Here is a 25,156-nt window from a genome sequence, read left to right on the forward strand (position 1 = left end):
TCAGCCGATCGCGGTGGCCACGACGCGGTCCCCGCGCCGGCAGACCAGGAAACGCGCGGTGCTGCCGCAGTCGTGCCACTCGGCGGAGCCGACCGTGCCGAGCACGGCGACCCGGCCGGTCTCCAGGTCCATCCGGCTGATCACGACCTGGTCCGGGTCGTCCCGGCCGGCGCGCAGCAGGATCCGGGCGGCCGGGTCGGTGCGGTTCATCTGCCAGCCGGTCGCGCTGTCGCCGAGCACCCGGCCGGTGGTCGCGTCCACCAGGGTCTCCGACGGCGGGTCGCGGTCGGTGTAGGCGAGCAGCCGGCCGGTGCCGGCCTCGTTGATGCCGGCCGGCCCGGGCAGCTGCCAGCGGGACGCGCCGGTGGCCGGGTCGAGGCCGGACACCTCGGCGCCCTCGGCGAGGCAGACCACCGGTCCGCACGGGGTGACCAGGGCATAGCGGAGGGTGCGCAGGCTCCAGAGCGGGGTGTCCAGGTCGTCCGGCCGGAACGCGGTGACGGTGGAGCCCCGCCGGTCGGTCCAGGTCACCACGATCCGGTCACCGGCGATCGTGGCCCGGGCGCTCTCCGGCCGGGTGTCGTCGGTCCAGGTGAACCCGCGGTGGGCCAGCGGCGCGCCGTCGGCGTACCGATAGATGTTGATCTCGTCGGGTGCGGTGGTGACGATCCGCGCGGGCCGGCCGTCGTCGTAGTGGATCTGCGCGTCCGCGGCGTGTGCCAGCGGCCGTGTCCAGAGCACGTCGCCGGTGCGGGTCGTGACCAGCCGCATGGCCCGGGCCTCCCCGTCGTCGCCCCGGTCGGCCAGCAGCATCGTGTCGGGCGTCGACGCCAGCTGGTCGCCGGGACCGCGCCATCGCTCGGCGCCGGTGGCCGGGTCCAGCATGATCACGCCGTCCGACCACATCAGCGTGGAGCTCTGATCCTCGCCGGTGAGCATGACGGTCTTCAGCGAGCCGAGGACCAGCAGCAGGCCGGCCACCTCCTCGCTCGGCCCTCCGCCGGCGTCCAGCGTCCGGCTCCACCGGACCGTCCCGGTGGCCAGGTCGTGCGCGGTGATCTCGCCCTGGCTGCCGGTGAGATAGACGGTGTCCGTGCCGACCAGCATCGCGCCGTCCCGCGGGCCGGCCGTCGACCAGACGTCGCGGACCAGCGGGGGCGGCACCGGCGCCGCGGCACCCAGGGTGAGCGCGCAGGCGATCGCGACGACCGCGACCGCGGCACGGCGGAACCCGCGCAGCGGCAGCGGCTCGGCGACCGGGTGCTCGGCGGGCTCGTGGGCCCGCACCTCGCCGAGGTCGATGACGCTCATACCGGCACTGTAGCCACCAGCATCCGGTTGTTGTCCTGGCACAGCAGCAGCCCGGCCGCGGTGCCGACGCACCGGCGCGGATCGCGGATCGACGGCAGCAGGCCGAGCGTGCGCCACGCTCCGGTGGTCAGGTCGAGCCGCACCGCGGCGCTGCGCCCGGCCGGCGACCGGGTGTCGTGCAGCAGCAGCACCGAGTCCCGGACGGTGTCGTTGGCGACAGCCTCACCCGGCACGTGGGTGGCCAGCGCGCGGCCGGTCGCCGGGTCGACGAGGGTGCGGGTCGAGCCGTCGGTCGCGATCAGCAGCAGCCGGTCCGCGGTGACAAGCGCGAAACCGGCCACGTCGGTGCGCCGCCACACCTCCCGCCCGGTGCCCGCCTCGGTGGCGGTCACCGAGGCCGGCCCGGCCCGGCAGACCAGCGGGCCGCACTCGACGGCCGGCACGGTGCCGGCGTCGATCGTGCCGAGCTGCCGGAAGTCGGTCAGGTCGTACCAGGTGGAGGTGATCCCGGCGGTGGCGTACCGGTCGGCGCGGAGCCGGCCGTGCACGGCGCTCAGCAGGCTGTCGGGGGCCAGGGTGACCCGGCCGGAGGCGGACGGGACACCGTCGGCCCACCGGTAGAGGTCGATCCGCCCGTTCGTCACGGTGAGCACCCGGCCGAAGTGGCCGTCCCGGGTGGGTTCGACCAGCACGTCCCGGGCCGGCGCGATCGAACGGCGCCAGAGCGCGGCGCCGTCGGCGACCCGGACCTGGCGCAACCGGATCACCCAGCCCCGGGTGTCGTGGTCGGCGATCAGCGCGAGCCCGGCGTCGGCGGTCAGCACCGTTCCGGGCTGCTGCCAGACCGTGGCGCCGTCGGCGCTGCGCCGCGCGGTGACGGTGCCGCCGTCCCGGTTCGGGGTCGCCACACCCTGGTCGTCGACGACGAGCACCACGGCGTCCGCGGGGGAGGGCAGCACCCGGGTCAGCGGGGCGTCGCCGGTGCGCCAGCGCAGGGCGCCGGTGGCCAGGTCGTACACGGTCAGCTCGGAGGTCCAGCCGGTGCGCTGCTGGAGGACGGCGTCGCCGGCGACGGTGATCTGGTCCTCGGCGGCGATCGGCGCGGACCAGAGGATCCGGCCCGGCCGGCCGCCGTGGGGCCGGGCCGAACCGGTCAGCGCGACGACGCAGAGCAGGGCCACGGCGGTGATCAGCCAGGGGCGGGGCCGCCACCGGTGCGGTGCGGTGGGCTCGTCGGTGACCGGGGCCGGCTCGCCCAGCTCGATCACCGCCATCTCAGGTCGGCTTGCGGATCGCCGCGGCGGCGGCCAGGGCGGCGCTCAGCCCGCGGCCCTTGGTGCCCACCTCGGACCAGCCGGCCGCCAGCGCGATCGGGGTGCCCGGCACCAGGACCTGCCAGTTCTCCGCGGCTGCGGCGGCGCTGATCCGGCGGGACACCTCGGCCGCGTGCTGCGGGCCGGCGCCCGGCAGCACCAAGACGAACTCGTCACCGGCGAACCGGGCCGCGAAGTCGCCGCGGCGCATCACCCGGGCCAGCACGCCGGCGATCCGCTGCAGGACCAGGTCGCCGCAGTGCCGGCCGTGCCGCATGTTGACCGTGGTGAAGCCGACGATGTCGCAGACCCCGACGGCGGCGCGCTCGCCCCGGGCCAGCAGCCCGTCGACGTAGTGCTCCAGCTGGCGGCGGTTGGGCAGGCCGGTGAGCGGGTCGACGAGGGTCTCGTCGCCGTACCGGTGCGGGTCGCGCTGGGTCTCCTGGGCGTCCAGACGGGCCGCGACGCCGTCCAGGTAGCCGTCGCGGAGCTGGTCGATGCGCTGGGCGGCGAGGCGGAACGCGTACCGGTCGGCGGCGTGCGCGGCGGCGTGGTCACCGGCGCTGGCGTGGCAGATGCTGCGTAAACGGGCAGGCTCCGGGGCGCCGAGCACCTCGGCCGAGACCGGGATCGCCTCCAGCATGGTCAGCGCCCGCTCCGGTTTGCCGGCCGCGATGGTCAGGCAGACCGCGCCGAGATGCCGCAGGTCGCGGGTGCGCACGCTGTCGCCGCCGCCGGTCAGCCACTTCGCGGCGTCGGCCTCGGTGGGCTCGCCCAGGGCGGCGCGGCGGGCCAGGGCATAGCCGTAGACGGCGCGGCTGCCGGGGCGCAGCTGGTCGGTGGCGACGTACCGGGAGAGCTCGGCGTCGATGTCGCGCAGCACCCGCAGGCAGCCGTCGGTGTCGCCCTGGTGGTCGAGCGAGACCGCGTTGCGCAGCCGGATGCCGGGAGCGGCGAACACCTCCGGGGTGAGCCCGGCGCTCGCGCCGACCTCGCGGGCCTGCTCGATAGCGGTCAGCGCCTGACCGTGAAAACCCAGATATGAGTACGCCATGGCCAGGTCGTGCCAGCCCCAGGCGGTCTCCGCGTCACCCTCCGGCACCGCGGCCAGCGCCCGGGACGCCTGCACCAGGTGGGTCACCCCGCGGTCCAGGTTGCTCTGCAGGTGCGCGCCGAGGGCGGCGAACGCGTGCATCTGGCCGCGCAGGTAGGGGTCGGGCACCTCACGGACCGCCTCGGCGGCGGCGGCCATCGCGGCCGCCAGCTCCGCCACCCGGCCCAGGTTGATCAGCGCACCGAAGCGCTGCACGAGCGAGTACGCCCGGGTGGTCGGATCGGAGCTGGTGGCCAGCACGGCGTCCAGGATGGGCAGGGCCTGCGCCGAGCGTCCGTCCTGCTGCAGCTGCCCAGCCCGATGCAGATCATCGACATGTTCCGCGAGCTGGTCCAACCAACCCACCAGGCGCCTCCCACGGCCTACGGCGCGCTCGCTGGGTGACCCGGCCGATCCCCGGCGTGCGCGACGTCTCATGATTATGCCGTGATGGCGCGTGACGAACACCCCCGAGACCGTCCGGATCGGACCCGGCTGGCTCCGGAGCTGGCATCGGCGGCCGCCGAACTCGCGGCGGCCGGGGTGTCGTCGCCCCGTGTCGACGCCGAATGGCTTGCCGCACACGTCCTGGACGTGCCACGGGGCCGGCTGGTGCTCGTCGACACCATCCGGGCCGAGGAGGCCGGCCGGTTCCGGGAGCTGGTCGCCGGGCGGGCGAAGCGGGTGCCGTTGCAGCACCTGGTTGGCACAGCGGCGTTCCGCCATCTGGAACTCGCGGTCGGCGACGGTGTCTTCGTGCCCCGCCCGGAGACCGAGCTGCTGGCCGGCTGGGGCATCGAGCGGACCGTGCCGGGGGCGACGGTGGTCGACCTGTGCAGCGGCAGCGGCGCGATCGCGCTCTCGGTCGCCGACGAGTCGCCGGCCGGGCGGGTGATCGCGGTGGAACGCTCGCCGGAGGCGCTGCCGTGGCTGCGGCGCAACGCCACGGGACATGACACGGTCGAGGTGCTCGAGGCCGACGTGACCGACCCTGATCTGCTGGCTGAGCTGCGCGGACAGGTGGACGTGCTGCTCTGCAACCCGCCGTACGTCCCGGTCGGCACCCCGGTCCCGCCCGAGGTGTCCGATCACGACCCGGCCGACGCGGTCTTCGGCGGCGCCGACGGGCTGTCGGTGATCCGCCCGGTGATCGCGCTCGCGGCCGCCCTGCTCAAACCGGGCGGATGGGTCGGTATCGAACACGACGACGTGCACGGCGCGGCGGTGCCCGCGCTGCTCCGCGCGGACGGCCGGTTCACCGAGGTGACCGCCCACGACGACCTCACCGGCCGCCCGAGGTACGCGACCGCCCGCCGCCAGTGAACTATCAGGTAGTCACATGGCAGACTGCATCCCGTGATGCTCTACGACTGCGCGGCCATCGCCGATCGTGATCGCGGGATCGCCGCGGCCGTCGAGGCGGCCAAGAGCGGTGAGCTCGTGGTGATCCCCACCGACACGGTGTACGGGGTGGGTGCCGACGCGTTCACCTCGCATGCGATCACCCAGCTGCACCATGCCCGCGGCTCCGACCGCCGGGTGCCGCCGCCGGTGCTGGTCGGCTCCCGCCACACGCTCGACGGTCTGGTCTACTCGCTGCCCCGGGCCGCCCGGGAGCTGGCCGACGCGTTCTGGCCGGGCGCGCTGACCATCATCGTGGAGCACTCGCCGAGCCTGCAGTGGGATCTCGGCGACACCGGCGGGGTGATCGCGGTCCGGATGCCGTTGCACCCGGTCGCCCTCGAGGTGCTGCGCGAGGTCGGCCCGATGGCGGTGACCACCGCCAACAAGCTCGGCTCGCCGTCGCCGCTGACCGCCGAGGAAGCCCGCGAGCAGCTGGAGTATTCGGTGCGCGTCTATCTGGAGGCCGGCCCGGCCAGCGATCCGTGGCCCAGCACCGTCGTCGACGTGACCGGTGACGTGCCGCGGGTCCTGCGGACCGGCTCGATCCCGGTGGAGAAACTCCGCGACGTGGTGCCCGAGCTGGTCGAGGGGCAGGCCTGAGGTGGCGCCGTTCACCGTTCTGCACGTCTGCATGGGCAACATCTGCCGGTCCCCGATGGCCGAGCGCCTGCTCGCCCGGGCGGTCCGGGACCGCGCCGGCGACGCGACCGAGCCGCTCGTCCGCAGTGTCAGCGCCGGCACCGGCGGCTGGCACGAGGGCGAGGAGATGAACCCGCCGGCGGCCCGCCAGGTCCGCGCCCGGCGTGGCTCGACCGACGGCTTCGAGGCCCGCAAGCTGCGCGGCGGCTTCATCGACGAGGCCGACCTGATCCTCACCGCCACCGCCGACCAGTACGACTACGTGGTCGCGCTGCGCCCGGAGGCCGCCGCCCGCACGTTTGTGCTCGGCGAGTTCGGCCGGCTGCTCAACGGGGTCGACGCGGCCGCGCTGCCCGCCGCCGAGGCGAAACCCGACGCGGTGCAGGAGCGCGGCACGGCCATCGTCGCGGCGGTGCACCGGCTGCGCGCCGGCGAGACCCCGCTGATCAGCGACGATCTCGACGACCCGTGGGGCCGTGGCGACCAGACGTTCCAGCGGGTCGGTGAGGAGATCGAGGACACCACGGTCCCGCTCGCCACGTTGTTGCTTCCGTGAACCCTGTTGTCGCTTCCGTGAATCCTCGTGTCATCGCACCGGACGCCGTAGGTATCGGGCGCGCCGTGGAGATCCTGCGTGCCGGCTCGGTCGTCGCCTTTCCCACCGAGACCGTCTACGGCCTCGGCGCCGACGCGTTCTCCCCGGGGGCGATCGGCGAGATCTACCGGCTGAAGAACCGGCCCAGCTGGAACCCGCTGATCGTGCACGTCGCCTCGGTCCCGGCCGCCCGCGAGCTGGCCGCCGCGTGGCCCGCCGTCGCCGACGAGCTGGCCGCCCGCTTCTGGCCGGGTCCGCTGACCCTGGTCGTCCGCCGGGCCGCGCACCTGGCCGGTGTCGGCGCCGACAACGACACCATCGCGATCCGGATCCCGGCGCACGAGGTGGCGCTGCGCCTGCTCGAGGCGTCCGGCCTGCCGCTCGCCGCCCCCAGCGCGAACCGCTCCGAGTCGATCTCACCGACCACCGCCGAGCACGTGATCCGCAGCCTGCCCGACGTGCCGCTGGTGCTGGACGGCGGCCCGTGCTCGTGGGGCATCGAGTCGACGGTGCTGGACCTGACCACCGAGGTGCCGACGCTGCTGCGCCCGGGCGCGCTGAGCCTGCGCGCGCTGCGGGACGTGACCGGGTCGATCGCTGTGCGCGACGCGGAGGCCGCGGACGGCACGGCCCGGCCGTCGCCCGGGATGAGCCGGCGGCACTACGCCCCGCGCGCCAAGGTCGTGCTGATGCGGGACTTGCGGCAGGCGGATCGGTCCGGGTTGCCGGCGCCGTTGGCGACTTTGACGTACGAAGGTCAGCCCGCGACCGACAGCTCCGGAACCGTCGAGATCCTCTCCGCCGACCCGCGGGAGTACGCGGCGGACCTCTACGCCGCGCTGCACCGCCTGGACGACGCCGGCGCCGCCACCATCCTGATCCAGGAACCCCCGCACACGGAGGACTGGCTCGCCGTCCGCGACCGCCTCACCCGCGCCGCCGCCTGACCCGCGCCGCCCGGCCCGCGCCCGAAACGAGACCGCCGCGGGGGCGCGCGAGGTCGCCGCAGTGCCCGGCCGCAGCGCGGCTCCCGCTTTTCGGCTGGTCCCCAGGGGTGTCTCCGCGCTGCGGAGACACCCCTGGGAGCCAGCCAATGCCCGGGGGCGCGGCCGGGCCCGGAGTGCCGCGGTGTGGCGCGAGACCATCAGTGAGCGTGGCTCGTAGCCTGCGGACGGGCGCTCCGTACTCGTACCGGAAAAGGATGCGGATCCGGCGGGGACGCCTCGGTCGTCAGCGGCGGAGAGCGTCGACTTCGATCTCGATGCGCATGCGGGGGTCGAGCAGGCCGCAGACCTGCATGGTGGCGGCCGGGCGGACGTCGCCGAACGCCGCGCGCAGCACCGGGGCGCACGCCTCGAAGTCGGCCGGGTCGGGGAGCAGGTAGCGGACCCGGACCACGTCGGCGAGCGTGCAGCCGGCCTCGGCCAGCGCGGTCGCAATGGTGCGCAGGGTCTGCGCGGCCTGCTCCGCCGGGTCGTCCGCGATGGTCATCGTGGCGTAGTCGAAACCGGTCGTGCCGGAGACGTAGACGTGGTCGCCGGCGACCACCGCCCGGGCGTAGCCGTAATCGTCCTCGTAGGCGGACCCGCTGAGGATCGAGCGTCGTTCGGTCATGAGGCCAGCGTGGGGAGTTGTGGTGCGGAGCGCGCCGCAATTTCACACACTGGGCGCGGCGGTGCTGAGCGTGGGGAGTTGTGGTGCGGAGCGCACCGTAACGTCACACGCTCGTGGTGGGGGTCGACTCGGCGCCGCGGGCGATGTTGCGGGCCATGCCGTTGAAGACGACGCCGTGGAAGGGCAGGACCGTGGCCCAGTAGAGGTGGCCGGCCAGGCCGCGGGGCAGGAACACCGCGCGCTGGCGGTAGACCGAGCCGCCGGCGCCGTCCGGTTCGGCGCGCATCTCCAGCCAGGCGCGGCCGGGCACCCGCATCTCGGCGCGCAGCCGCAGCAACTCGCCGGGCACGATCTCCTCGACCCGCCACCAGTCCAGCGCCTCGCCGACCCGCAGCCGGTGCCGGTCCCGGCGGCCGCGGCGCAGCCCGACGCCGCCGACCAGCCGGTCCAGCCAGCCGCGCACCGACCAGGCCAAGGGGAACGAATACCAGCCGTTGTCGCCGCCGACGCCCTCGATCACCCGCCACAGCCGGTCGGCCGGCGCGTGCACGGGACGGGTCCGCTCGTCGGTGTAGACGCTGCCGCCGGACCAGTCCGGGTCGCTGGGCAGCGGCTCGGCGGCGGCGTCCCGGCCGGACGCGGTGGACCAGCGGGTCTCCACGTTCGCGTCACGGATCTTGCCGAGCGCCAGCCGCACCGCCTGATCGAAATCGGTCGGAGGCGGGCCGGGCAGCAGGGCGGCCAGGTCGTTCTCCCGGGCCACCGCCTCGTGCACCAGGCTGGCCACCAGGGGCCGGGCGATCGCGTTCGGCACCGGGGTGACCAGGCCGACCCAGTGCGCGGAGAGCCACGGGCTGAGCACCCGGGTGGGCAGGATGACCCGGCGAGGGAGCCCGGCGACCGCGGCGTACCGCTGCATCATGGTCGCGTAGCTGAGCACGTCGGGGCCGCCGATGTCGAAGCCGCGGTGCACGTCCGGCGGCAGCCCGGCCGCGCCGATCAGGTAGTGCAGCACGTCGCGGACCGCGATCGGCTGGATCCGGTTGAAGACCCAGCGCGGGGTGACCATCGCGGGCAGCCGCTCGGTCAGGTGGCGCAGCATCTCGAACGAGGCCGAGCCGGAACCGATGATCACCGGGGCGCGCAGCACCACCGTCGGCACGCCGCTGGCCAGCAGGATCCGGGCCACCTCGGCGCGTGAGCGCAGGTGCGGTGACGGGCGGTCGCCGGGCGGCGGCTCGGGGCCGCCCAGGTAGATGATCCGGCGGACCCCGGCGGCCCGGGCCGCGGTGGCGAAGTTCGCGGCCGCCTCCCGGTCGCGGCGCTCGAAGTCCTTCTGGCCGAGCGAGTGCATCAGGAAGTAGGCGACCTCGACGCCGTCGAAGGCCGGGCGCAGGGTGGCCGGGTCGGACAGGTCGCCCTCGACGATCTCCACCTGATCGGCCCAGGGCACGTCGCGCAGCCGGGCCGCGCTCCGGGACAGGCAACGGACCTGGTGGCCGGCATCGACCAGCCGGGGCGCCAGCCGTCCCCCGATGTAGCCGGTCGCGCCGGTGACAAGACATTGCATAACTTCAGACTGTGCCCCGAACGGGGGTGATTCAGCCATATGCTCGATCCGGCCGCGTTCGACAAGCACGGGGGAGGGCCCAGGTGAGGACGTTCTGGGGTCCGGATTTCGGCGCGTTGGAACGCGATGATCCGGAGATCGCTGATGTGCTGCTGGACGAGCTGGCCCGCCAGCGCGACACCCTGACGCTGATCGCCAGCGAGAGCTTCACCTCGCCGGCCGTGCTGGCGGCGCTCGGGTCGACGCTGGCCAACAAGTACGCCGAGGGTTATCCGGGGCACCGCTACTACGGCGGGTGCGCCCAGGCCGACCGGGCCGAGGAACTGGCGGTCGAGCGGGCCCGGGAGCTCTTCGGCGCCGACCACGCGAACGTGCAGCCGCACTCCGGCGCGTCGGCGAACCTGGCCGCGTACGCCGCGCTGGCCGAGCCGGGCGACCCGGTGCTGGCGATGGGGCTGCCGCACGGCGGGCACCTGACCCACGGCAGCCGGGCGAACTTCTCCGGCAAGTGGTTCCACCCGATCGCCTACCGGGTGGCGCCGGACACCGAGCTGATCGACTACGACGAGGTGCGGGACCTGGCTCTCGCGCACCGGCCGAAACTGATCATCTGTGGCGCGACGTCGTACCCGCGTCTGATCGACTTCGCCCGGTTCCGGGAGATCGCCGACGAGGTGGGCGCGTACCTGCTGGTCGACGCGGCGCACTTCATCGGCCTGGTGGCCGGGCGGGCGGTGCCGTCGCCGGTGCCGTACGCCGACGTGGTCACCTGCACCACCCACAAGGCGCTGCGCGGGCCCCGGGGCGGCATGATCCTCTGCCGCGAGGAACTGGCCCAGCGGGTGGACAAGGCGGTCTTCCCGTTCGCGCAGGGCGGCCCGATGATGCACGCGGTCGCGGCCAAGGCGGTGGCCCTCCGCGAGGCGGGCACCCCGGCCTTCCAGGAGTACGCTCACCAGACCGTGCGTAACGCTCAGGCGCTGGCCAGCTGGCTGACCGCCGAGGGGATGCGCCCGGTCACCGGTGGCACCGACACGCACCTCGCCCTGCTGGATCTGCGCGAGGTGGGCGTCAGCGGCCGGGAGGCGGAGGCGCGCTGCGCCGCCGCCGGGATCGCACTCAACAAGAACGTCATTCCGTACGACCCGGAGAAACCCGCCGTGGCGTCCGGGATCCGGGTCGGCGCACCGAGTGTCACCTCGCAGGGGATGCGGGAGGACGAGATGCGCCGGATCGCGGAGCTGATCGGGCTGGCGGTGCGGTGCGATCCGCAGACCGCCGCCGGGACGTCCCGGCTGGCCGGTATCGGCGAGGAGGTGACCGGCCTGGTGCGGCGCTTCCCCTTCTATCAGGAGCAGGAGGTTCTGGCTTGAGCGGCGTATCGCCCGCGGCGGCTGAGCAGAGTTCGGGGCGGGTCCCGGAGACGGACGACGACCTCCCGCTGCCCGACCTGCCGCCGTTGCCGAAGGACCCCCGCTGGCGGGTCGAGCACCTCGGGTTCCTCACCGTCGTCTCGTTCGCGCTGCTGTTGTGCGCCGCTTCGGTGGGCTTCCTGGTCTCCGGCCCGGTCGCCGCGCTCGCCGCGGCCGGCGGCGTGCTGATGGTCACGGTCAGCTACAGCCTGACGACCCTGGTCGTGGCGGTGGTGGACACCGTTCGCCCGGCCCTCGTCCTGCCGATCGGAATGCTGACGTATGTCGTCAAATTCTCGTTGCTCGGCGTTATTCTTGCGTTCGGCGTTTCGTCCGATTGGTCGGGCAAGGACGCTCTCGGCCTGGGCATCGTCGCCGGCGTGGTGGTGTGGACCGGCGTGCAGGCGTGGTGGGTGACACGCCAGACGCTCCGCCGGTGACCTGAGCCACGTGCATCACCCCTGGCCAGCGCACGTTTGGCCGGGGGAATACCCCGAACCGGTGATGTGTCCGCCCGTGCCGTGTTCCGCGATGGCAGGACAGGAGTACCGTGTCCTTCCAGCTGCGAGACCCCTGACGCCTGGACAACTACGGTTGTGCGGGGGGTCCCGCTTAGCCTCGTGTTTCCTGCTGATATCGTTCGGGCCGTCATGACCGGCCAAGAACCTCCCCCCGACAAACGCGGTGACGACGGCAGCCCCCCGCCCGATACGGGCGCGGGCATGACGGCTGTCACATACCTCATCGCGGGCATGTTGGTGTGGGGTGGAATCGGCTGGCTGATCGACCGCTATGTCGGAACCCAGGGTATTTTCGCCGGTATCGGCGCAGTCCTCGGGATCGGCTTAGGTGTGTACCTCATCGTGCGCCGGCTCGGCGCCTGACAGGAAAGGGCCCAGGTGATCGTTCAGTCGACGGTCCTCGCGGCAGAGTTCCCGCCCAGCGTCGAGGACTTCTACCTGCCCAGCATCCTGCCGTGGGGCGCGGAGAACAATTACTGGTTCACCAAGATCACGGTTCTCGCCTGGGTGGCGGTTGCGCTGATCATTGTGTTCTTCCTGGTCACGTACCGGAAGCCCCAGTTGGTGCCGTCCAAGAAGCAGTGGTTCGCGGAAAGCGTCTACGGCTTCGTGCGGAACAACATCGCGGTCGAGATGATCGGGCCCCGCGGCGTCAACTTCGCTCCGTATCTGACGACGCTTTTCTGCTTCGTCATTTTCATGAACTTCTTCGGTATCGTGCCGCTGATCCAGATCTCGCCGAACTCGCACATCGCGTTCCCGGCGATTCTCGCGGTGATCAGCTACGTGATGTTCATCTACGTCGGCATCCGGCAGCACGGTTTCGTGAAGTACGTCAAGAACTCGCTCATTCCGCCGGCGCCGTGGTTCATCCTGCCGCTGCTGATCCCGATCGAGTTCTTCTCGAACTTCCTGGTGCGGCCGTTCTCGCTGGCCGTCCGTCTGTTCGCCAACATGTTCGCCGGCCACATGCTGCTGCTGGTGTTCACGCTCGGCGGCTTCGCGATGATCAACGCGAACGCGCTGCTCGCGCCGGTCTCGATCCTGTCCTGGATCCTGACGATCGCGCTGACGTTCCTCGAGTTCCTGGTGATCTGCCTCCAGGCATACGTCTTCACCGTGCTGACCGCGAGCTACGTCCAGGGCGCACTCGCCGACGAGCACTGAGTTCTACCCGATTTCACGTAACGCCCCGTTGTCGTCCCGCGTGAGAATCACGCGAGATACCAGGAGGAACTGAAATGCCACTCGCCGAAGTTGTTGGTAGCACCGCCGCCATCGGTTACGGCCTCGCTGCTATCGGCCCCGGTATCGGTGTCGGTCTGGTCTTCTCGGCCTACATCCAGTCGACCGCCCGCCAGCCGGAGTCGTCGCGCCTGACCCTGCCCTACGTCTGGATCGGCTTCGCCGTTGTCGAGGCGCTGGCGCTGCTGGGCATCGCGTTCGGCTTCATCTGGGCCGGAAACCCGGTCGGCTGACACTGACCTCGACAGGAGGTTCACATGATCACCCAGCTCTTTGTTGTTGCTGAGGCTGCCGCCGAGGAGACCAAGCACAACCCGATTCTGCCCATCTGGCAGGAGATCGTGGTCGGCACGGTCGCCTTCTCGGTGCTGTGCTTCGTACTGATGAAGTTCGTCTTCCCGCAGATGGAGAAGACGTTCCAGGCTCGCGTGGACGCCATCGAGGGTGGCATCAAGCGCGCCGAGACCGCCCAGGCCGAGGCGAACGAGCTGCTCGAGCAGTACCGCGCGCAGCTCGCCGAGGCCCGGACCGAGGCCGCTCGCATCCGCGACGAGGCCCGGGCCGACGCCGAGGGCATCCGTCAGGACGTGCTCGCCAAGGCTCGCGAGGAGTCGGACCGCATCATCGCGGCCGGCAACGAGCAGCTCTCCGCGCAGCGTGAGTCGATCGTGCGTGATCTCCGCGCCGAGATCGGCACGCTGGCCGTGGACCTGGCCGGCAAGATCGTCGGCGAGGCTCTGGCCGACGAGGCCCGCACCCGGGGCACCGTCGAGCGCTTCATCGCGGATCTCGACTCGGCCGGCACGGCGGGTAGGCGCTGATGGCGCCGGGCGTCACCAACCAGGCCTACGCGGACGCGGTGGAGCGGCTGCACGCCGACACCACCACGTCCACGGGCGCGCAGCTGACCGCGGTCGCCGACGAGTTCCTGTCGGTGGCCGGTCTGCTGCGGGGTCAGCCCCGGCTGCGCCGGGCGCTGACCGACCCGTCGCGCCCCGGTGCCGACCGTGCCGAGCTGTTCCGCTCGCTGCTGTCCGGCAAGGCGGCTGAGGTGACTGTGAAGTCGCTGGCCACCCTGGTGGCCGGCCGGTTCAGCCGGCCCAGCCAGCTGCTGGACGCGACCGAGCGGCTGGGTGTCGACACCCTGCTCGCCTCGGCGCAGAAGGACGGCAAGCTGGCCGAGGTCGAGGACGAGCTGTTCCGCTTCGGACAGATCGTCAGCGGCAGCCCGCAGCTCGTGGCCACGCTCAGTGACATCGGCTCGCCGGTGGGCCCCCGGGCTAAGCTGGTGGGGGACTTGCTCGAGGGCAAGGCCCACCCGGCCACGGTGCGGCTCGTCCAGGTCGCGCTCGAGGGTTTCGGTGGCCGTGGCTTCGAGGCCTCGCTGACCCGGCTGGTCGAGCTGACCGCCGAGAAGCGTGACCGCGAGGTGGCGTATGTGACGGTGGCCAAGCCGCTCAGCGACGCCGAGGAAACCGCTCTGGCCGCGAAGCTGGCAACCGTCTACGGCCGCGAGGTCTCGCTGAAGGTGGACGTGGATCCCGCGGTCATCGGCGGGGTCAGCGTCCGGGTCGGCTCCGACCTCTACGACGGCACGATCCTGCGCAGGCTGAACGCTGCCAAGCAGGCGTTCGCTTAACAGTCCTTTCCCCTCGATTCCACATCGAGAAGCCCCTCGGCGGCGGCGACGTCCCGAGCTAGACAGAGAAGGCAGAGGATGGCCGAGCTGACCATCTCCTCGGACGAGATCCGGGGGGCGCTAGAGCGCTACGTCTCGTCCTATTCGCCCGAGGTCTCCCGCGAGGAGGTCGGCATCGTCTCCGATGCGGGCGACGGAATCGCGCACGTCGAGGGCCTGCCCTCGACGATGGCGAACGAGCTTCTGGAGTTCGCGGACGGCACCCTTGGTGTCGCGTCGAACCTCGACGTCCGCGAGATCGGCGCCGTGATCCTGGGCGACTACGCGAACATCGAAGAGGGTCAGCCGGTCAAGCGCACCGGCCGGGTTCTCTCGGTGCCGGTGGGCGACGCCTTCCTGGGCCGCGTTGTCGACGCCCTGGGCAAGCCGATCGACGGTCTCGGCGAGATCGAGAACGAGGGCTTCCGCGAGCTCGAACTCCAGGCGCCGAACGTCATGGCGCGCCAGCCGGTGAAGCAGCCGCTGCAGACCGGCATCAAGGCTATCGACGCCATGACGCCGATCGGCCGCGGTCAGCGCCAGCTGATCATCGGTGACCGCAAGACCGGCAAGACGACTGTCGCGCTGGACACGATCATCAACCAGAAGGCGAACTGGGACTCCGGCGACCCGGAGAAGCAGGTCCGCTGCATCTACGTCGCGATCGGCCAGAAGGCCTCGACCGTCGCCAGCATCCGCGGCGTCCTCGAGGCGCAGGGCGCGCTGCAGTACACGACGATCGTCGCGTCCCCGGCTTCGGACCCGGCGGGCTTCAAGTACATCGCCCCGTACACCGGTTCGTCCATCGGACAGCACTGGATGTACAACGGCAAGCACGTCCTGATCGTGTTCGACGACCTGACCAAGCAGGCCGAGGCGTACCGCGCCGTGTCGCTGCTGCTGCGCCGCCCGCCGGGCCGTGAGGCCTACCCGGGTGACGTCTTCTACTTGCACTCCCGCCTGCTGGAGCGTTGCGCGAAGCTCTCCAACGAGCTGGGTGGCGGCTCGATGACCGGTCTGCCGATCATCGAGACGAAGGCCAACGACATCTCGGCCTTCATCCCGACCAACGTCATCTCGATCACCGACGGCCAGATCTTCCTGGAGTCCGACCTGTTCGCCTCGGGTGTCCGCCCGGCGATCAACGTCGGTACCTCGGTGTCCCGGGTGGGTGGCTCGGCGCAGGTCAAGGCGATGCGTACGGTCTCCGGCCGGCTGCGCCTGGACCTGGCCCAGTTCCGCGAGCTGGAGGCCTTCTCGGCCTTCGCCTCCGACCTGGACAAGGCCTCGCGTGCCCAGCTCGACAAGGGCGTTCGCCTGGTCGAGCTGCTGAAGCAGCCGCAGTACTCGCCGTACTCGACCGTCGACCAGGTCATCTCGATCTGGGCGGGCACCACCGGCCAGCTCGACGACATCCCGGTCAAGGACGTGCGCCGCTTCGAGCAGGAATTCCTGCAGTGGTTCAAGCAGCACCAGAGCGACGTCTACACCTCGGTCGAGTCGACGAACCTGCTGAGCGACGACAACATCGAGAGCCTGAAGTCCGGTGTGGTCGAGTTCAAGAAGGTCTTCCAGGGCAGCGCGACCGGCGAAAGCGGTAGCTAGTCATGGCCGGTCAGGTACAGGCACTGCGGCGGCGCATCCGCACCGTCAAGTCGACCAAGAAGATCGCCAAGGCGCAGGAGCTGGTCGCGACCAGCCGCATCGCCAAGGCGCAGGAGCGGGTGAACGCCTCCCGGCCGTACTCGGTGGCGATCACCAAGGTGCTGGCCGCGCTGGCCTCGAACGCTTCGGTCGACAACCCGCTGCTGGTCGCGCGTGAGCGCGTCCAGCGGGCGGGTGTCCTGCTGATCACCAGTGACCGGGGCCTGGCCGGCGCCTACAACGCCAACGCCATCCGCGCCGCCGAGCAGCTGATCGCTCAGCTCCGCTCGGACGGCAAGGAGGTGGCGCTGTACGTCGTGGGCCGCAAGGGCACCGGTTACTACCGGTTCCGCGGCCGTACGGTCGACGCCAGCTGGACCGGTTTCTCCGAGCGGCCGTCCTTCGCGGACGCCAAGAAGATCGGCGACGGTCTGATCGAGGCGTTCTCGGCGGGTTCGGTGACCGAGGGGACGTTCGGCCCCGAGGGCATCGCCGGCGTGGACGAGCTGCACATCGTGAGCACCGAGTTCAAGTCGCTGATGACGCAGAGCGCGAACGCGAAGCCGCTGGCCCCGGTCCAGATCGAGGAGACCGTGGACGAGCAGCCCGAGTCGGGCCCGCGCGCCGCGTACGAGTTCGAGCCGGACGCCGACGAACTGCTCGACGCTCTGCTGCCGAAGTACCTCAACACGCGGATCTACGCGGCGTTGCTGGACTCGGCGGCCAGCGAGTCGGCATCCCGGCGGCGGGCGATGAAGAGCGCGTCGGACAACGCCGACGACCTCCTCAAGCGGTACACGCGCGAGATGAACTCCGCGCGTCAGGCTGCGATCACCCAGGAAATCAGTGAGATCGTCGGCGGCGCCAACGCGCTGGCCGCGGCGGGAAGTGATGTGTGATGACTGCAGTTGCTGAGCCCACCAAGACGGAGCTCCCTGTCGGCCGTGTCGTCCGGGTCATCGGCCCGGTCGTCGACGTCGAGTTCCCTCGTAACGCCATGCCCGCCATCTTCAACGCGCTGCACGTCGAGGTGACCCTCTCCGAGGGCACCAAGACGCTGACGCTGGAAGTCGCCCAGCACCTGGGTGAGAACCGGCTCCGCGCGATCGCCATGCAGCCGACCGATGGTCTGGTCCGTGGCAAAGAGGTCCGGAACACCGGCGCGCCGATCTCGGTGCCGGTCGGTGACGTGACCAAGGGCCACGTCTTCAACGCCCTCGGCGAGGTGCTCAACGTCGACCCGTCGACGCTGGACATCCAGGAGCGCTGGTCGATCCACCGCAAGCCGCCGGCGTTCGCGGACCTCGAGCCGAAGACCGAGATGCTGGAGACCGGCATCAAGGTGCTCGACCTGCTCGCGCCGTACGTGCGTGGTGGCAAGATCGGCCTGTTCGGTGGCGCGGGCGTGGGCAAGACCGTGCTCATCCAGGAGATGATCATCCGGGTCGCCCGTAACTTCGGTGGCACCTCGGTGTTCGCCGGTGTCGGCGAGCGCACCCGTGAGGGCAACGACCTCATCCTGGAGATGGACGAGGGTGGCGTGCTGGACAAGACCGCCCTGGTCTTCGGCCAGATGGACGAGCCGCCGGGCACCCGTCTGCGGGTCGCGCTGACCGCGCTCACCATGGCCGAGTACTTCCGGGACGTCCAGAACCAGGAGGTGCTGCTCTTCATCGACAACATCTTCCGGTTCACCCAGGCCGGTTCCGAGGTCTCGACCCTGCTCGGCCGCATGCCGTCCGCGGTGGGTTACCAGCCCACCCTGGCCGACGAGATGGGTGAGCTCCAGGAGCGGATCACCTCGGTCCGCGGCAAGGCGATCACCTCGCTGCAGGCGATCTACGTGCCCGCCGACGACTACACCGACCCGGCGCCGGCCACCACGTTCGCCCACCTGGACGCGACCACGAACCTCGAGCGGTCGATCTCCGACAAGGGCATCTACCCGGCCGTGGACCCGCTGGCCTCCAGCTCGCGGATCCTGGCGCCGGAGTTCGTCGGTGCCGAGCACTACGCGGTGGCCCGTGAGGTCCAGCGGATCCTGCAGAAGTACAAGGACCTGCAGGACATCATCGCCATCCTCGGCATGGACGAGCTCTCCGAGGAAGACAAGATCACCGTGCAGCGCGCGCGCCGCATCGAGCGGTTCCTGTCGCAGAACACCTACGCGGCGGAGCAGTTCACCGGCGTCGTCGGCTCGACGGTCCCCCTGAAGGAGACCATCGAGGCGTTCAAGAAGATCTCCGAGGGTGAGTACGACAACTACCCTGAGCAGGCCTTCTTCATGTGCGGCGGTCTCGAGGACCTCGAGAAGAACGCTCACGAGCTGATGAAGGGCTGACCTCAGCCCCGTCGCAGTTCTGACGAACAGAAAGCCGTGCCGGTGAACACCGGCACGGCTTTTCTGCGTCTCAGGGAGTGATCTTTGGGGCCTCAGGAGTGAATCTTCGAGTTCGAGGTTCATGAACGCGAGGATCTGGGGTAAAGAGGTCTGGTTTCCCTTGGGTATGCTTACCGGCCTCAGAGGGGGTCCCGTGTTCTCCGCGGGATCGCCGCACCGGCAGAGTTGGGGATCGAGTGGCTAGGTCTGCGAAACGCCGCGCACCACTGTGGGCCCGGTTGACCGCCGTTTTCGGTGGCGTGCTGATGGTGACGAGCGGTGTGGTCCTGGTCGGTGGCAGCGCCCTGATCTCCAAGTACACCGGCGCCGTCGACGCCGACGGCAGCCTGATCGGCGATCCGGCCGAGGGCGCGCCCAAGGCGGCCAGCGCCGACATCAAGGGCCCGATCAACATCCTGATGGCCGGTATCGACCCGCGGGACGACAAGACCGCCCCGCTCTCCGACTCGATCATCGTGGCGCACATCCCGGCGTCGATGGACCAGGTCTACCTGTTCTCCATCCCCCGCGACCTCTACGTCGACATCCCGGCGTTCACCAAGACCGGGTTCGGCGGCGGCAAGTCGAAGATCAATGCGGCGATGTCGTACGGAAGCTCGGTCGGCAACGGCAAGCACGACGTCAAGCAGGGTTTCCAGCTGCTGGCGAAGACGGTCGAGCAGCTCACCGGGATCAAGACGTTCGAGGCCGGCACGATCATCAACTTCGGCGGCTTCAAGAAGATCGTCGAGGCGATGGGCGGCGTGACCATGACCGTCGACATGACGGTCAAGTCCGAGCACCTGAAGCCGAACGGCAAGGGCCGGGACCGTCGTCCGGAGTGTGCCGACAACACCTGCGCCCACCCGTACATCGGTGAGCAGAAGGTCTACAAGACCGGGACGTACCACATGAAGGCCTGGGAGGCCCTTGACTACGTCCGGCAGCGGTACGGCCTGCCCAACGGTGACTACGACCGTCAGCGGCACCAGCAGCAGTTCATCAAGGCGATGGCCAAGCAGGCGATGAGCAAGGACGTGGTGACCAACCCGTCCAAGCTGCTGAAGATCCTGGACGCGGCCGGCGACTCGCTCACCTTCGACGGCAACGGCCACAGCGTGATCGACTGGGGTCTGGCGCTGAAGGGCCTGGACACCGACAGCATGGTCTCGATCAAACTGGGCGGCGGCGGCCTCTATGAGGGCAGCAAGTACCTCGGTGAGAAGTTGCAGGACAACTCCGACCAGTTCTTCGAAGCCGTCAAGAACGACAAGATCCAGGAGTTTCTGCTGGCCCACCCGGAGTTCGTCAACAAGAACAGCTAGGACCCGGTCGGGCGTCGATCGGCAGCGCCGATTAGACTTTCACCCATTCGGTTCGCAGGATCGGTAAGCAGGATCCGGTAAGCAGAGTCAAAGGGAGACAGCGTGGCCAACCAACTTCACGTCGAGGTCGTCGCCGTCGAGCAGAAGATCTGGGCCGGCGAGGCCGAGATGCTCGTTGCGCGCACCACCGAGGGTGAGATCGGTGTGCTGCCCGGCCACTCGCCGCTGCTGGGCCTGCTGAAGGAACCCTCACAGGTCCGGGTGAAACTCGCCGGCGGCGAGCAGCTCACCTACGACGTCGCGGGCGGCTTCCTCTCGATCGACGCGAACGGCGTCACGGTGCTCGCCGAGAGCGCCACGCCCGCCACGCCCGAGCAGCACTGACCCCGACGATGCGGGTTCTGGAAGTCTTCGGAATCTGCGTCGTCGCGCTGCTCGCGCTCCTGTTCGCCATCTTCTTCCGCCGGCGTCTGCTCCGGCTGGGCGGCGGCACGATCCGGCTGCAGGTCCGCACCAACACCATGGTGCCGGGCCGCGGCTGGGCGCCGGGCCTCGGCCAGTTCGTCGGTGACGAGCTCCGCTTCCACAAGATGTTCAGCCTGGCGATCCGCCCCAAGCGGGTCCTCGACCGGCGGCTGCTCGCGATCGCCGAGCGCCGCCTGCCGACCGGCCCGGAGCGGCTCACCATGCCGGGGCACTGGGTGATCCTGCGCTGCGCCACCGGCGACGTCCAGCTCGAGATCGCCATGGCCGAGACCACGGTCACCGGGTTCCTCTCCTGGCTCGAGGCCGGGCCGCCGCGCGATCCGGGCAGCGTCCCGGGCCGCTCGATCTTCGGCCCGCGCCCGCTCGAGAGCTGACGACCCACCGGTTCCGGATTGGCCGTCGCCCGGCGGCCGCGGTGAAACTAGCGTCGAACCCATGCGGATTCGTATCGTCGACGCCTTCACCGACCGTCCGTTCGCCGGCAACCCGGCCGGGGTGCTCGTCCTGGACGGCGCCACCTTCCCCGCCGACTCCTGGATGCAGCAGGTCGCCGCGGAGGTCAACCTCTCCGAGACCGCGTTCCTGCACCCCCTTGCGGCGGGCGCAGACGCCGACTGGGCGCTGCGCTGGTTCACCCCGCGGGTCGAGGTGGCCCTCTGCGGCCACGCCACCCTGGCGACCGCTCACGTGCTGGCCCATCCCGGCACGGTCCGGTTCGCGACCCGCAGCGGCGTCCTGACCGCCACCACGGCCGCCGAGGGTCTGATCACCCTGGACTTCCCGGCCGCGCCGCTCAGCCCGCTCGACGCCGACCCGGCGCTGGCCGCCGCCCTCGGCGCCGAGCTGCTCACCAGCGTCTGGACCGGGCCGAACACCGACGACGTGCTCGCCGAGGTGGCCGACGAGAAGACCGTCCGGTCGCTGGCCCCGGATTTCGGTGCGCTGGGCCGGCTGACCGGGCGCGGCGTGATCGTCACCGCGCGGGCCGAGGACCCGGGCGCCGGCTACGACTTCGTGTCCCGGTTCTTCGCCCCGGCGGTCGGTGTGGACGAGGACCCGGTCACCGGCAGCGCGCACACCGCGCTCGCGCCGTACTGGAGCGAGCGCCTGGGCCGCACGTCGCTGACCGGCTTCCAGGCGTCCGCGCGGGGCGGCGCGGTCCGGGTCGCGCTCCGCGGGGACCGGGTCGAGCTGTCCGGGCACGCCGTCACCACGATCGACGGGGAGCTTCAGGTGGCGATCTCCACCTCGTAGCCCCAGCCGTCCTCCAGATAGGCGGCGTAACTGTCCGGGCCGCCGGCGTACGGATGACGGTCCTCGAACATCAGTGACCACCCGTGCTCCGGCGCCGACGCACTGATCCGGTCCACCTCGCCCGAGCCGGCCACCGTGAAGGCCAGGTGGTTGAGCCCGGGGGCGAGCCGGTCGTGCGTGTCGCCGGAGAGCGCCTTCGACTGCTCCAGCACCAGATAGGTGCCGTTGCCGTGCTTCCAGGACAGCCCGCCCGGCCAGTCCTGGAACGGGGTCCAGCCGAGCTCGCCGAGCAGCCAGCCCCACGGGCCGCGCATCCCGGCGAGATCGGGCACCCACAGCTCGACGTGGTGCAGTGCGCCGGTCACGACCGGACGCCGCCGGGCACCCACTTCACGTCGCCGTCCGGGTTCGCCACCCGGGACAGGATGAAGAGCAGGTCGGAGAGCCGGTTCAGGTATTTGGCCGGCAGCACCGACGTACGATCGGGATCGGTCTTGATCAACGCCCACGCCGAGCGTTCCGCGCGGCGCGCCACGGTCCGGGCCACGTGCAGCAGCGCGGCTCCTGGGGTGCCACCCGGCAGGATGAAACTGTCCAGCGGCGCGAGGTTCTCGTTGAACTGGTCGCACCACTGCTCGAGCCGGGTCACGTACTCCTCGGTGATCCGCAGCGGCGGGTACGGCGGGTCCTCGGCGAGCGGGTTGCCCAGGTCGGCGCCGAGGTCGAAGAGGTCGTTCTGCACCCGGCTCAGCACCGACCGGACGTCCTCGGAGAGCGCGCCGAGCGCGATCGCGGTGCCCAGCGCCGCGTTGCACTCGTCGGCGTCGGCGTACGCCGCGATCCGCGGATCGGTCTTCGGCGCGACCTCGTTGTTGACCAGACGGGTCTCGCCTGCGTCGCCGGTACGGGTGTAGATACGGGTGAGATGCACAGCCATAGGCCCACCCTACGGAGTGCGGGTGGGCTCGGGACCATACGATGGCCCGCGTGGATGTGATCAGGGTCAAGGGCGGCGCACCCCTCACCGGTGACGTCACGGTCGGTGGCGCGAAGAACTCGGCACTCAAGCTGATGGCGGTGGCCCTGCTCGGCGAGGGCCGCAGTGTGGTGGCGAACGTTCCCCGGATCACCGACATCGCGATCATGGCCGAGGTGCTCCGCCGGCTGGACTGCGACGTGGTGCTGGACGGCAACGAGGCGATCATCGACGTGCCCGCCGAGCCGGGCGCCGAGGCCGACTACGACCTGGTCCGCCGGCTGCGCGCGTCGATCTGCGTGCTCGGCCCGCTGCTGGCCCGCCGGGGGTACGTCCGGGTGGCGCTCCCCGGCGGCGACATGATCGGCTCCCGGGGCCTGGACATGCACGTGTCCGGCCTGGCCCGGATGGGCGCGGAGATCTCCAACGAGCACGGCTTCGTGATCGCGTCGGCGCCGGCCGGGCTGCGCGGCACCAAGATCTGGCTGGACTTCCCGAGCGTCGGCGCCACCGAGAACCTGCTGATGGCCGCGGTGCTGGCGAAGGGCGTCACGGAGATCGACAACGCCGCCCGCGAGCCGGAGATCGTGGACATCTGCGAGATGCTCACCGCGATGGGCGCCAGGATCGAAGGGGCCGGCACGTCGACGCTGATCGTCGAGGGCGTGGACGGGCCGCTCAAGCCGGTCCGGCACACCACTGTCGGCGACCGGATCGTCGGGGGCACCTGGGCGTACGGCGCCGCGATGACCCGTGGTGACGTGACGATTCACGGTGTCCGGCCGGAGTTCCTGGACATCGCGCTGGACAAGCTGGTCGCGGCCGGCGCGACGGTCGACCCGGGTGACAACAAGTTCCGGGTGCGGATGACCGAGCGGCCCAAGGCCGTCGACATCGTGACCCTGCCGTACCCAGGTTTCGCCACCGACCTGCTGCCGATGGCGATCGGGCTGGCGTCGGTGGCCGAGGGCTCGTCGCTGATCACCGAGAACATCTTCGACGGCCGGTTCATGTTCGTGAACGAGATGGTGCGGTTGGGGGCGGACATCCGTACCGACGGGCACCACGCGGTGGTCAACGGCCGGGAGCGGCTCTCCGGCGCGCCGGTGCGGGCCACCGACATCCGGGCCGGCGCCGGTCTGGTGATCGCCGGGCTGTGCGCGGACGGGGTGACCGAGGTGGGCGAGGTGCACCACGTCGACCGCGGCTACCCGGACTTCGTCGCGGACCTGGCCCGGCTGGGCGTCGAGGTGGAACGCACCGACGTGCCCGAGCCGACGTTCGACTTCTAGTTACGCCCCGACCAGACGCCGGGCTTCTTCCAGCTCCTCGGCGAAGACCAGCACGCAGACCCGGCCGTCCCGCCGGGTCGCGTGGGTGGCGCGGATCCCGGCGTCCGACAGCATCTGCCGGATCTCGTCGGCGATCTCCGGCTCGTCGGTGACCGCGGCCGCGCAGAGCAGCCCGAAGTCCTCCTGCTCGGCGCGCTCCCGGAAGATCGCCAAGCCCTCCGCGCACCCGTCCCGGAACGGCACGGCGTCCAGCGGTCCGGGCTGCAGGCCCATGCGCCAGAACACGGCGCCGAGAAAGCCGACCAGACCGACGGCGATCAATGGGCCGATGAGGTACCAGCCGTCACTCGTGGCCATGGGCACAGTCTGGCATCGTGGAGCGTTCAATTGCGGTGAAATGACCCGATCGAGAGCCGTCCTAAGTCTCCGTTAAGTAATCCCGTTAGACTCGGTGCCTCTAACAAGGGAGTGGAGCATGGCGGGTCGTCTCGCGGTCATCGGTTCCGGACTCATGGGTTCCGGCATCGCGCAGGTGTCGGCGCAGGCCGGCTGGCAGGTCACGATGCGGGACGTCGACGACGCCTCGCTCAAGCGCGGCACCGCCGCGATCCGCGACTCGCTCGCCCGCTTCGCGGCGAAAGGCAAGATCACCGAAGAGGACGCCGAGGCGACCCTGAACCGGATCACCGCGACCACCGACATCGACGCGGTCGCCGAGGCCGACGTGGTGGTCGAGGCGATCTACGAGAAGGTCGAGGCCAAGCACGACGTCTTCAAGCAGCTCGACAAGATCTGCAAGTCCGGCGCGGTGCTCGGCACGAACACCTCGGCCATCCCGATCACCCAGATCGCCGCGATCACCTCGCGACCGGAATCGGTCGTCGGCATCCACTTCTTCTCGCCGGTCCCGATGATGAAGCTGGTCGAGCTGGTCCGCGGGTACCAGACCTCGGACGAGACCCTGGCCGCCGCCCGGGACTACGCCGAGGGCGTCGGCAAGACCTGCGTCGAGGTCAAGCGCGACGTCGCCGGCTTCGTCTCCAACCGTCTCTTCTCCGCGATCCTGGTCGAGGCGATCAAGCTGGTCGAGTCCGGCGTGGTCTCCGCCGCCGACCTGGACACCGTGATGAAGCTCGGTTTCGGTCACGCGATGGGCCCGCTGGCGACGGTCGACCTGACCGGCCTCGACGTGATGCTCAACGCGGCCGGCAACATCTACCGCGACACCCAGGACGAGAAGTTCTTCCCGCCGGAGTTGCTGCAGCGCATGGTCACCGCGGGCGACCTGGGCCGCAAAACCGGCAAGGGTTTCTACAGCTACTGATCGGTTTCGGGCGGCGCCGGTGTCGATCTCGTGATCGGCGCCGGTTTGCTGTTTACCGCAAGATCAAATTCTTTTTGTCG

At 70.7% G+C, this 25,156-nt stretch carries 28 protein-coding genes; 20 read left to right on the forward strand and 8 right to left on the reverse strand.

Annotated features, from left to right (window positions below; genetic code table 11):
- From Apa02nite_RS07865 to Apa02nite_RS07875, 3 genes are read right to left on the reverse strand one after another with little or no spacing between them, the layout of a single operon-like run.
- On the reverse strand, positions 1-1,311 hold the full coding sequence (locus tag Apa02nite_RS07865) for an outer membrane protein assembly factor BamB family protein (RefSeq protein WP_203824467.1): 1,311 nt from the start codon (positions 1,309-1,311) through the stop codon (positions 1-3).
- On the reverse strand, positions 1,308-2,585 hold the full coding sequence (locus Apa02nite_RS07870; RefSeq protein WP_203824468.1) for an outer membrane protein assembly factor BamB family protein: 1,278 nt from the start codon (positions 2,583-2,585) through the stop codon (positions 1,308-1,310). Before Apa02nite_RS07870 ends, Apa02nite_RS07865 begins: the two co-directional genes overlap by 4 nt.
- A 1-nt stretch (position 2,586) precedes the next feature.
- The gene (locus tag Apa02nite_RS07875) at positions 2,587-4,083 is read right to left on the reverse strand and encodes a GGDEF domain-containing protein (RefSeq protein ID WP_203824469.1); all 1,497 of its coding nucleotides are present in this window, start codon (positions 4,081-4,083) and stop codon (positions 2,587-2,589) included.
- Between the two features lie 84 nt (positions 4,084-4,167).
- Between Apa02nite_RS07875 and prmC the strand changes: the two genes are divergently transcribed.
- The 4 genes from prmC to Apa02nite_RS07895 are packed head-to-tail and all read left to right on the forward strand — an operon-like array spanning position 4,168 to position 7,302.
- Entirely contained in the window at positions 4,168-5,040 is an 873-nt protein-coding gene (gene prmC, locus Apa02nite_RS07880) for a peptide chain release factor N(5)-glutamine methyltransferase (protein ID WP_203824470.1), read from the forward strand.
- A 36-nt stretch (positions 5,041-5,076) separates the two neighbouring features.
- Complete coding sequence (locus Apa02nite_RS07885; protein ID WP_203824492.1) at positions 5,077-5,721, forward strand: L-threonylcarbamoyladenylate synthase; 645 nt, start codon at positions 5,077-5,079, stop codon at positions 5,719-5,721.
- A gap of 1 nt (position 5,722) precedes the next feature.
- Complete coding sequence (locus Apa02nite_RS07890; RefSeq protein WP_203824471.1) at positions 5,723-6,316, forward strand: arsenate reductase/protein-tyrosine-phosphatase family protein; 594 nt, start codon at positions 5,723-5,725, stop codon at positions 6,314-6,316.
- Positions 6,317-6,333: 17 nt separating this feature from the next.
- Entirely contained in the window at positions 6,334-7,302 is a 969-nt protein-coding gene (locus Apa02nite_RS07895; protein ID WP_203824472.1) for an L-threonylcarbamoyladenylate synthase, read from the forward strand.
- Positions 7,303-7,585: 283 nt separating this feature from the next.
- Here the strand turns inward: Apa02nite_RS07895 and Apa02nite_RS07900 are convergent, their stop codons facing one another.
- Together Apa02nite_RS07900 and Apa02nite_RS07905 are read right to left on the reverse strand one after the other, a co-directional pair.
- Positions 7,586-7,969, reverse strand: a complete 384-nt coding sequence (locus Apa02nite_RS07900; RefSeq protein ID WP_067685826.1) for a RidA family protein — start codon at positions 7,967-7,969, stop codon at positions 7,586-7,588.
- Positions 7,970-8,072: 103 nt separating this feature from the next.
- Positions 8,073-9,539, reverse strand: coding sequence for an SDR family oxidoreductase (locus tag Apa02nite_RS07905; protein ID WP_203824473.1), 1,467 nt, complete (start codon positions 9,537-9,539; stop codon positions 8,073-8,075).
- A gap of 83 nt (positions 9,540-9,622) precedes the next feature.
- On the opposite strand from Apa02nite_RS07905, the gene glyA reads away from it, so the two are divergent.
- The 14 genes from glyA (at position 9,623) to Apa02nite_RS07975 (ending at position 21,484) form a co-directional block, all read left to right on the forward strand.
- The gene (glyA, locus tag Apa02nite_RS07910) at positions 9,623-10,912 is read left to right on the forward strand and encodes a serine hydroxymethyltransferase (protein WP_203824474.1); all 1,290 of its coding nucleotides are present in this window, start codon (positions 9,623-9,625) and stop codon (positions 10,910-10,912) included.
- Positions 10,909-11,391 carry a hypothetical protein gene (locus Apa02nite_RS07915; RefSeq protein WP_203824475.1) on the forward strand — a complete coding sequence of 161 codons (483 nt, stop codon included), beginning with the start codon at positions 10,909-10,911 and terminating at the stop codon, positions 11,389-11,391. Before glyA ends, Apa02nite_RS07915 begins: the two co-directional genes overlap by 4 nt.
- Positions 11,392-11,601: 210 nt before the next feature.
- Entirely contained in the window at positions 11,602-11,835 is a 234-nt protein-coding gene (locus Apa02nite_RS07920) for an AtpZ/AtpI family protein (protein WP_203824476.1), read from the forward strand.
- Between the two features lie 15 nt (positions 11,836-11,850).
- Entirely contained in the window at positions 11,851-12,639 is a 789-nt protein-coding gene (gene atpB, locus Apa02nite_RS07925) for a F0F1 ATP synthase subunit A (RefSeq protein ID WP_203824477.1), read from the forward strand.
- Positions 12,640-12,713: 74 nt separating this feature from the next.
- Positions 12,714-12,950, forward strand: coding sequence for an ATP synthase F0 subunit C (locus Apa02nite_RS07930; RefSeq protein WP_203824478.1), 237 nt, complete (start codon positions 12,714-12,716; stop codon positions 12,948-12,950).
- 24 nt (positions 12,951-12,974) lie between these two features.
- The gene (locus Apa02nite_RS07935) at positions 12,975-13,538 is read left to right on the forward strand and encodes a F0F1 ATP synthase subunit B (RefSeq protein WP_203824479.1); all 564 of its coding nucleotides are present in this window, start codon (positions 12,975-12,977) and stop codon (positions 13,536-13,538) included.
- Positions 13,538-14,356, forward strand: coding sequence for a F0F1 ATP synthase subunit delta (locus Apa02nite_RS07940; protein ID WP_203824480.1), 819 nt, complete (start codon positions 13,538-13,540; stop codon positions 14,354-14,356). The genes Apa02nite_RS07935 and Apa02nite_RS07940 overlap by 1 nt, the downstream gene beginning before the upstream one ends.
- Before the next feature lie 78 nt (positions 14,357-14,434).
- Positions 14,435-16,000, forward strand: coding sequence for a F0F1 ATP synthase subunit alpha (gene atpA / locus Apa02nite_RS07945; protein ID WP_067685810.1), 1,566 nt, complete (start codon positions 14,435-14,437; stop codon positions 15,998-16,000).
- 2 nt (positions 16,001-16,002) lie between these two features.
- A complete protein-coding gene (locus Apa02nite_RS07950; RefSeq protein WP_067685808.1) occupies positions 16,003-16,938 on the forward strand; it encodes a F0F1 ATP synthase subunit gamma in 936 nt (311 codons plus the stop codon).
- Positions 16,938-18,380 carry a F0F1 ATP synthase subunit beta gene (gene atpD, locus Apa02nite_RS07955; protein ID WP_239164181.1) on the forward strand — a complete coding sequence of 481 codons (1,443 nt, stop codon included), beginning with the start codon at positions 16,938-16,940 and terminating at the stop codon, positions 18,378-18,380. The genes Apa02nite_RS07950 and atpD overlap by 1 nt, the downstream gene beginning before the upstream one ends.
- 305 nt (positions 18,381-18,685) lie before the next feature.
- Positions 18,686-19,744, forward strand: a complete 1,059-nt coding sequence (locus Apa02nite_RS07960; RefSeq protein WP_203824493.1) for an LCP family protein — start codon at positions 18,686-18,688, stop codon at positions 19,742-19,744.
- Positions 19,745-19,846: 102 nt separating this feature from the next.
- Positions 19,847-20,128, forward strand: a complete 282-nt coding sequence (locus Apa02nite_RS07965; protein ID WP_067685802.1) for a F0F1 ATP synthase subunit epsilon — start codon at positions 19,847-19,849, stop codon at positions 20,126-20,128.
- A gap of 8 nt (positions 20,129-20,136) precedes the next feature.
- Positions 20,137-20,604 carry a DUF2550 domain-containing protein gene (locus tag Apa02nite_RS07970; RefSeq protein ID WP_203824482.1) on the forward strand — a complete coding sequence of 156 codons (468 nt, stop codon included), beginning with the start codon at positions 20,137-20,139 and terminating at the stop codon, positions 20,602-20,604.
- A 61-nt stretch (positions 20,605-20,665) separates the two neighbouring features.
- On the forward strand, positions 20,666-21,484 hold the full coding sequence (locus Apa02nite_RS07975) for a PhzF family phenazine biosynthesis protein (protein ID WP_203824483.1): 819 nt from the start codon (positions 20,666-20,668) through the stop codon (positions 21,482-21,484).
- Here the strand turns inward: Apa02nite_RS07975 and Apa02nite_RS07980 are convergent.
- Both Apa02nite_RS07980 and Apa02nite_RS07985 read right to left on the reverse strand, forming a co-directional pair.
- Positions 21,460-21,849, reverse strand: a complete 390-nt coding sequence (locus tag Apa02nite_RS07980) for a VOC family protein (RefSeq protein WP_275412440.1) — start codon at positions 21,847-21,849, stop codon at positions 21,460-21,462. The two genes, Apa02nite_RS07975 and Apa02nite_RS07980, sit on opposite strands and share 25 nt — an antisense overlap.
- Entirely contained in the window at positions 21,846-22,421 is a 576-nt protein-coding gene (locus Apa02nite_RS07985) for a cob(I)yrinic acid a,c-diamide adenosyltransferase (protein WP_203824485.1), read from the reverse strand. Before Apa02nite_RS07985 ends, Apa02nite_RS07980 begins: the two co-directional genes overlap by 4 nt.
- Positions 22,422-22,462: 41 nt before the next feature.
- Here Apa02nite_RS07985 and murA point away from each other — a divergent pair, with 41 nt between their 5' ends.
- Entirely contained in the window at positions 22,463-23,752 is a 1,290-nt protein-coding gene (murA, locus tag Apa02nite_RS07990; RefSeq protein WP_067685792.1) for a UDP-N-acetylglucosamine 1-carboxyvinyltransferase, read from the forward strand.
- Here murA and Apa02nite_RS07995 read toward each other — a convergent pair whose 3' ends face one another.
- Complete coding sequence (locus Apa02nite_RS07995) at positions 23,753-24,109, reverse strand: hypothetical protein (RefSeq protein WP_067685790.1); 357 nt, start codon at positions 24,107-24,109, stop codon at positions 23,753-23,755.
- Between the two features lie 118 nt (positions 24,110-24,227).
- Between Apa02nite_RS07995 and Apa02nite_RS08000 the strand changes: the two genes are divergently transcribed.
- Positions 24,228-25,076 carry a 3-hydroxyacyl-CoA dehydrogenase family protein gene (locus Apa02nite_RS08000; protein WP_067685788.1) on the forward strand — a complete coding sequence of 283 codons (849 nt, stop codon included), beginning with the start codon at positions 24,228-24,230 and terminating at the stop codon, positions 25,074-25,076.
- Positions 25,077-25,156 lie beyond the last annotated feature (80 nt).

This window comes from Actinoplanes palleronii (assembly GCF_016862315.1).
GTDB lineage: Bacteria > Actinomycetota > Actinomycetes > Mycobacteriales > Micromonosporaceae > Actinoplanes > Actinoplanes palleronii.

What these genes read in the sequence shown, in the direction of transcription:
- prmC (WP_203824470.1), top strand. Translation starts at nt 4,168, where the DNA reads ATGGCGCGTGACGAACACCCCCGAGACCGTCCGGATCGGACCCGGCTG.
- Apa02nite_RS07865 (WP_203824467.1), bottom strand. Translation starts at nt 1,311, where the DNA reads ATGAGCGTCATCGACCTCGGCGAGGTGCGGGCCCACGAGCCCGCCGAG.
- Apa02nite_RS07870 (WP_203824468.1), bottom strand. Translation starts at nt 2,585, where the DNA reads ATGGCGGTGATCGAGCTGGGCGAGCCGGCCCCGGTCACCGACGAGCCC.
- Apa02nite_RS07985 (WP_203824485.1), bottom strand. Translation starts at nt 22,421, where the DNA reads ATGGCTGTGCATCTCACCCGTATCTACACCCGTACCGGCGACGCAGGC.
- murA (WP_067685792.1), top strand. Translation starts at nt 22,463, where the DNA reads ATGGCCCGCGTGGATGTGATCAGGGTCAAGGGCGGCGCACCCCTCACC.
- Apa02nite_RS07960 (WP_203824493.1), top strand. Translation starts at nt 18,686, where the DNA reads ATGGTGACGAGCGGTGTGGTCCTGGTCGGTGGCAGCGCCCTGATCTCC.
- Apa02nite_RS07930 (WP_203824478.1), top strand. Translation starts at nt 12,714, where the DNA reads ATGCCACTCGCCGAAGTTGTTGGTAGCACCGCCGCCATCGGTTACGGC.
- Apa02nite_RS07995 (WP_067685790.1), bottom strand. Translation starts at nt 24,109, where the DNA reads ATGGCCACGAGTGACGGCTGGTACCTCATCGGCCCATTGATCGCCGTC.
- atpA (WP_067685810.1), top strand. Translation starts at nt 14,435, where the DNA reads ATGGCCGAGCTGACCATCTCCTCGGACGAGATCCGGGGGGCGCTAGAG.
- Apa02nite_RS07970 (WP_203824482.1), top strand. Translation starts at nt 20,137, where the DNA reads ATGCGGGTTCTGGAAGTCTTCGGAATCTGCGTCGTCGCGCTGCTCGCG.
- Apa02nite_RS07935 (WP_203824479.1), top strand. Translation starts at nt 12,975, where the DNA reads ATGATCACCCAGCTCTTTGTTGTTGCTGAGGCTGCCGCCGAGGAGACC.
- Apa02nite_RS07900 (WP_067685826.1), bottom strand. Translation starts at nt 7,969, where the DNA reads ATGACCGAACGACGCTCGATCCTCAGCGGGTCCGCCTACGAGGACGAT.
- Apa02nite_RS07950 (WP_067685808.1), top strand. Translation starts at nt 16,003, where the DNA reads ATGGCCGGTCAGGTACAGGCACTGCGGCGGCGCATCCGCACCGTCAAG.
- Apa02nite_RS07940 (WP_203824480.1), top strand. Translation starts at nt 13,538, where the DNA reads ATGGCGCCGGGCGTCACCAACCAGGCCTACGCGGACGCGGTGGAGCGG.
- Apa02nite_RS07905 (WP_203824473.1), bottom strand. Translation starts at nt 9,539, where the DNA reads ATGCAATGTCTTGTCACCGGCGCGACCGGCTACATCGGGGGACGGCTG.
- atpD (WP_239164181.1), top strand. Translation starts at nt 16,938, where the DNA reads ATGACTGCAGTTGCTGAGCCCACCAAGACGGAGCTCCCTGTCGGCCGT.
- Apa02nite_RS08000 (WP_067685788.1), top strand. Translation starts at nt 24,228, where the DNA reads ATGGCGGGTCGTCTCGCGGTCATCGGTTCCGGACTCATGGGTTCCGGC.
- Apa02nite_RS07975 (WP_203824483.1), top strand. Translation starts at nt 20,666, where the DNA reads ATGCGGATTCGTATCGTCGACGCCTTCACCGACCGTCCGTTCGCCGGC.
- Apa02nite_RS07885 (WP_203824492.1), top strand. Translation starts at nt 5,077, where the DNA reads ATGCTCTACGACTGCGCGGCCATCGCCGATCGTGATCGCGGGATCGCC.
- Apa02nite_RS07920 (WP_203824476.1), top strand. Translation starts at nt 11,602, where the DNA reads ATGACCGGCCAAGAACCTCCCCCCGACAAACGCGGTGACGACGGCAGC.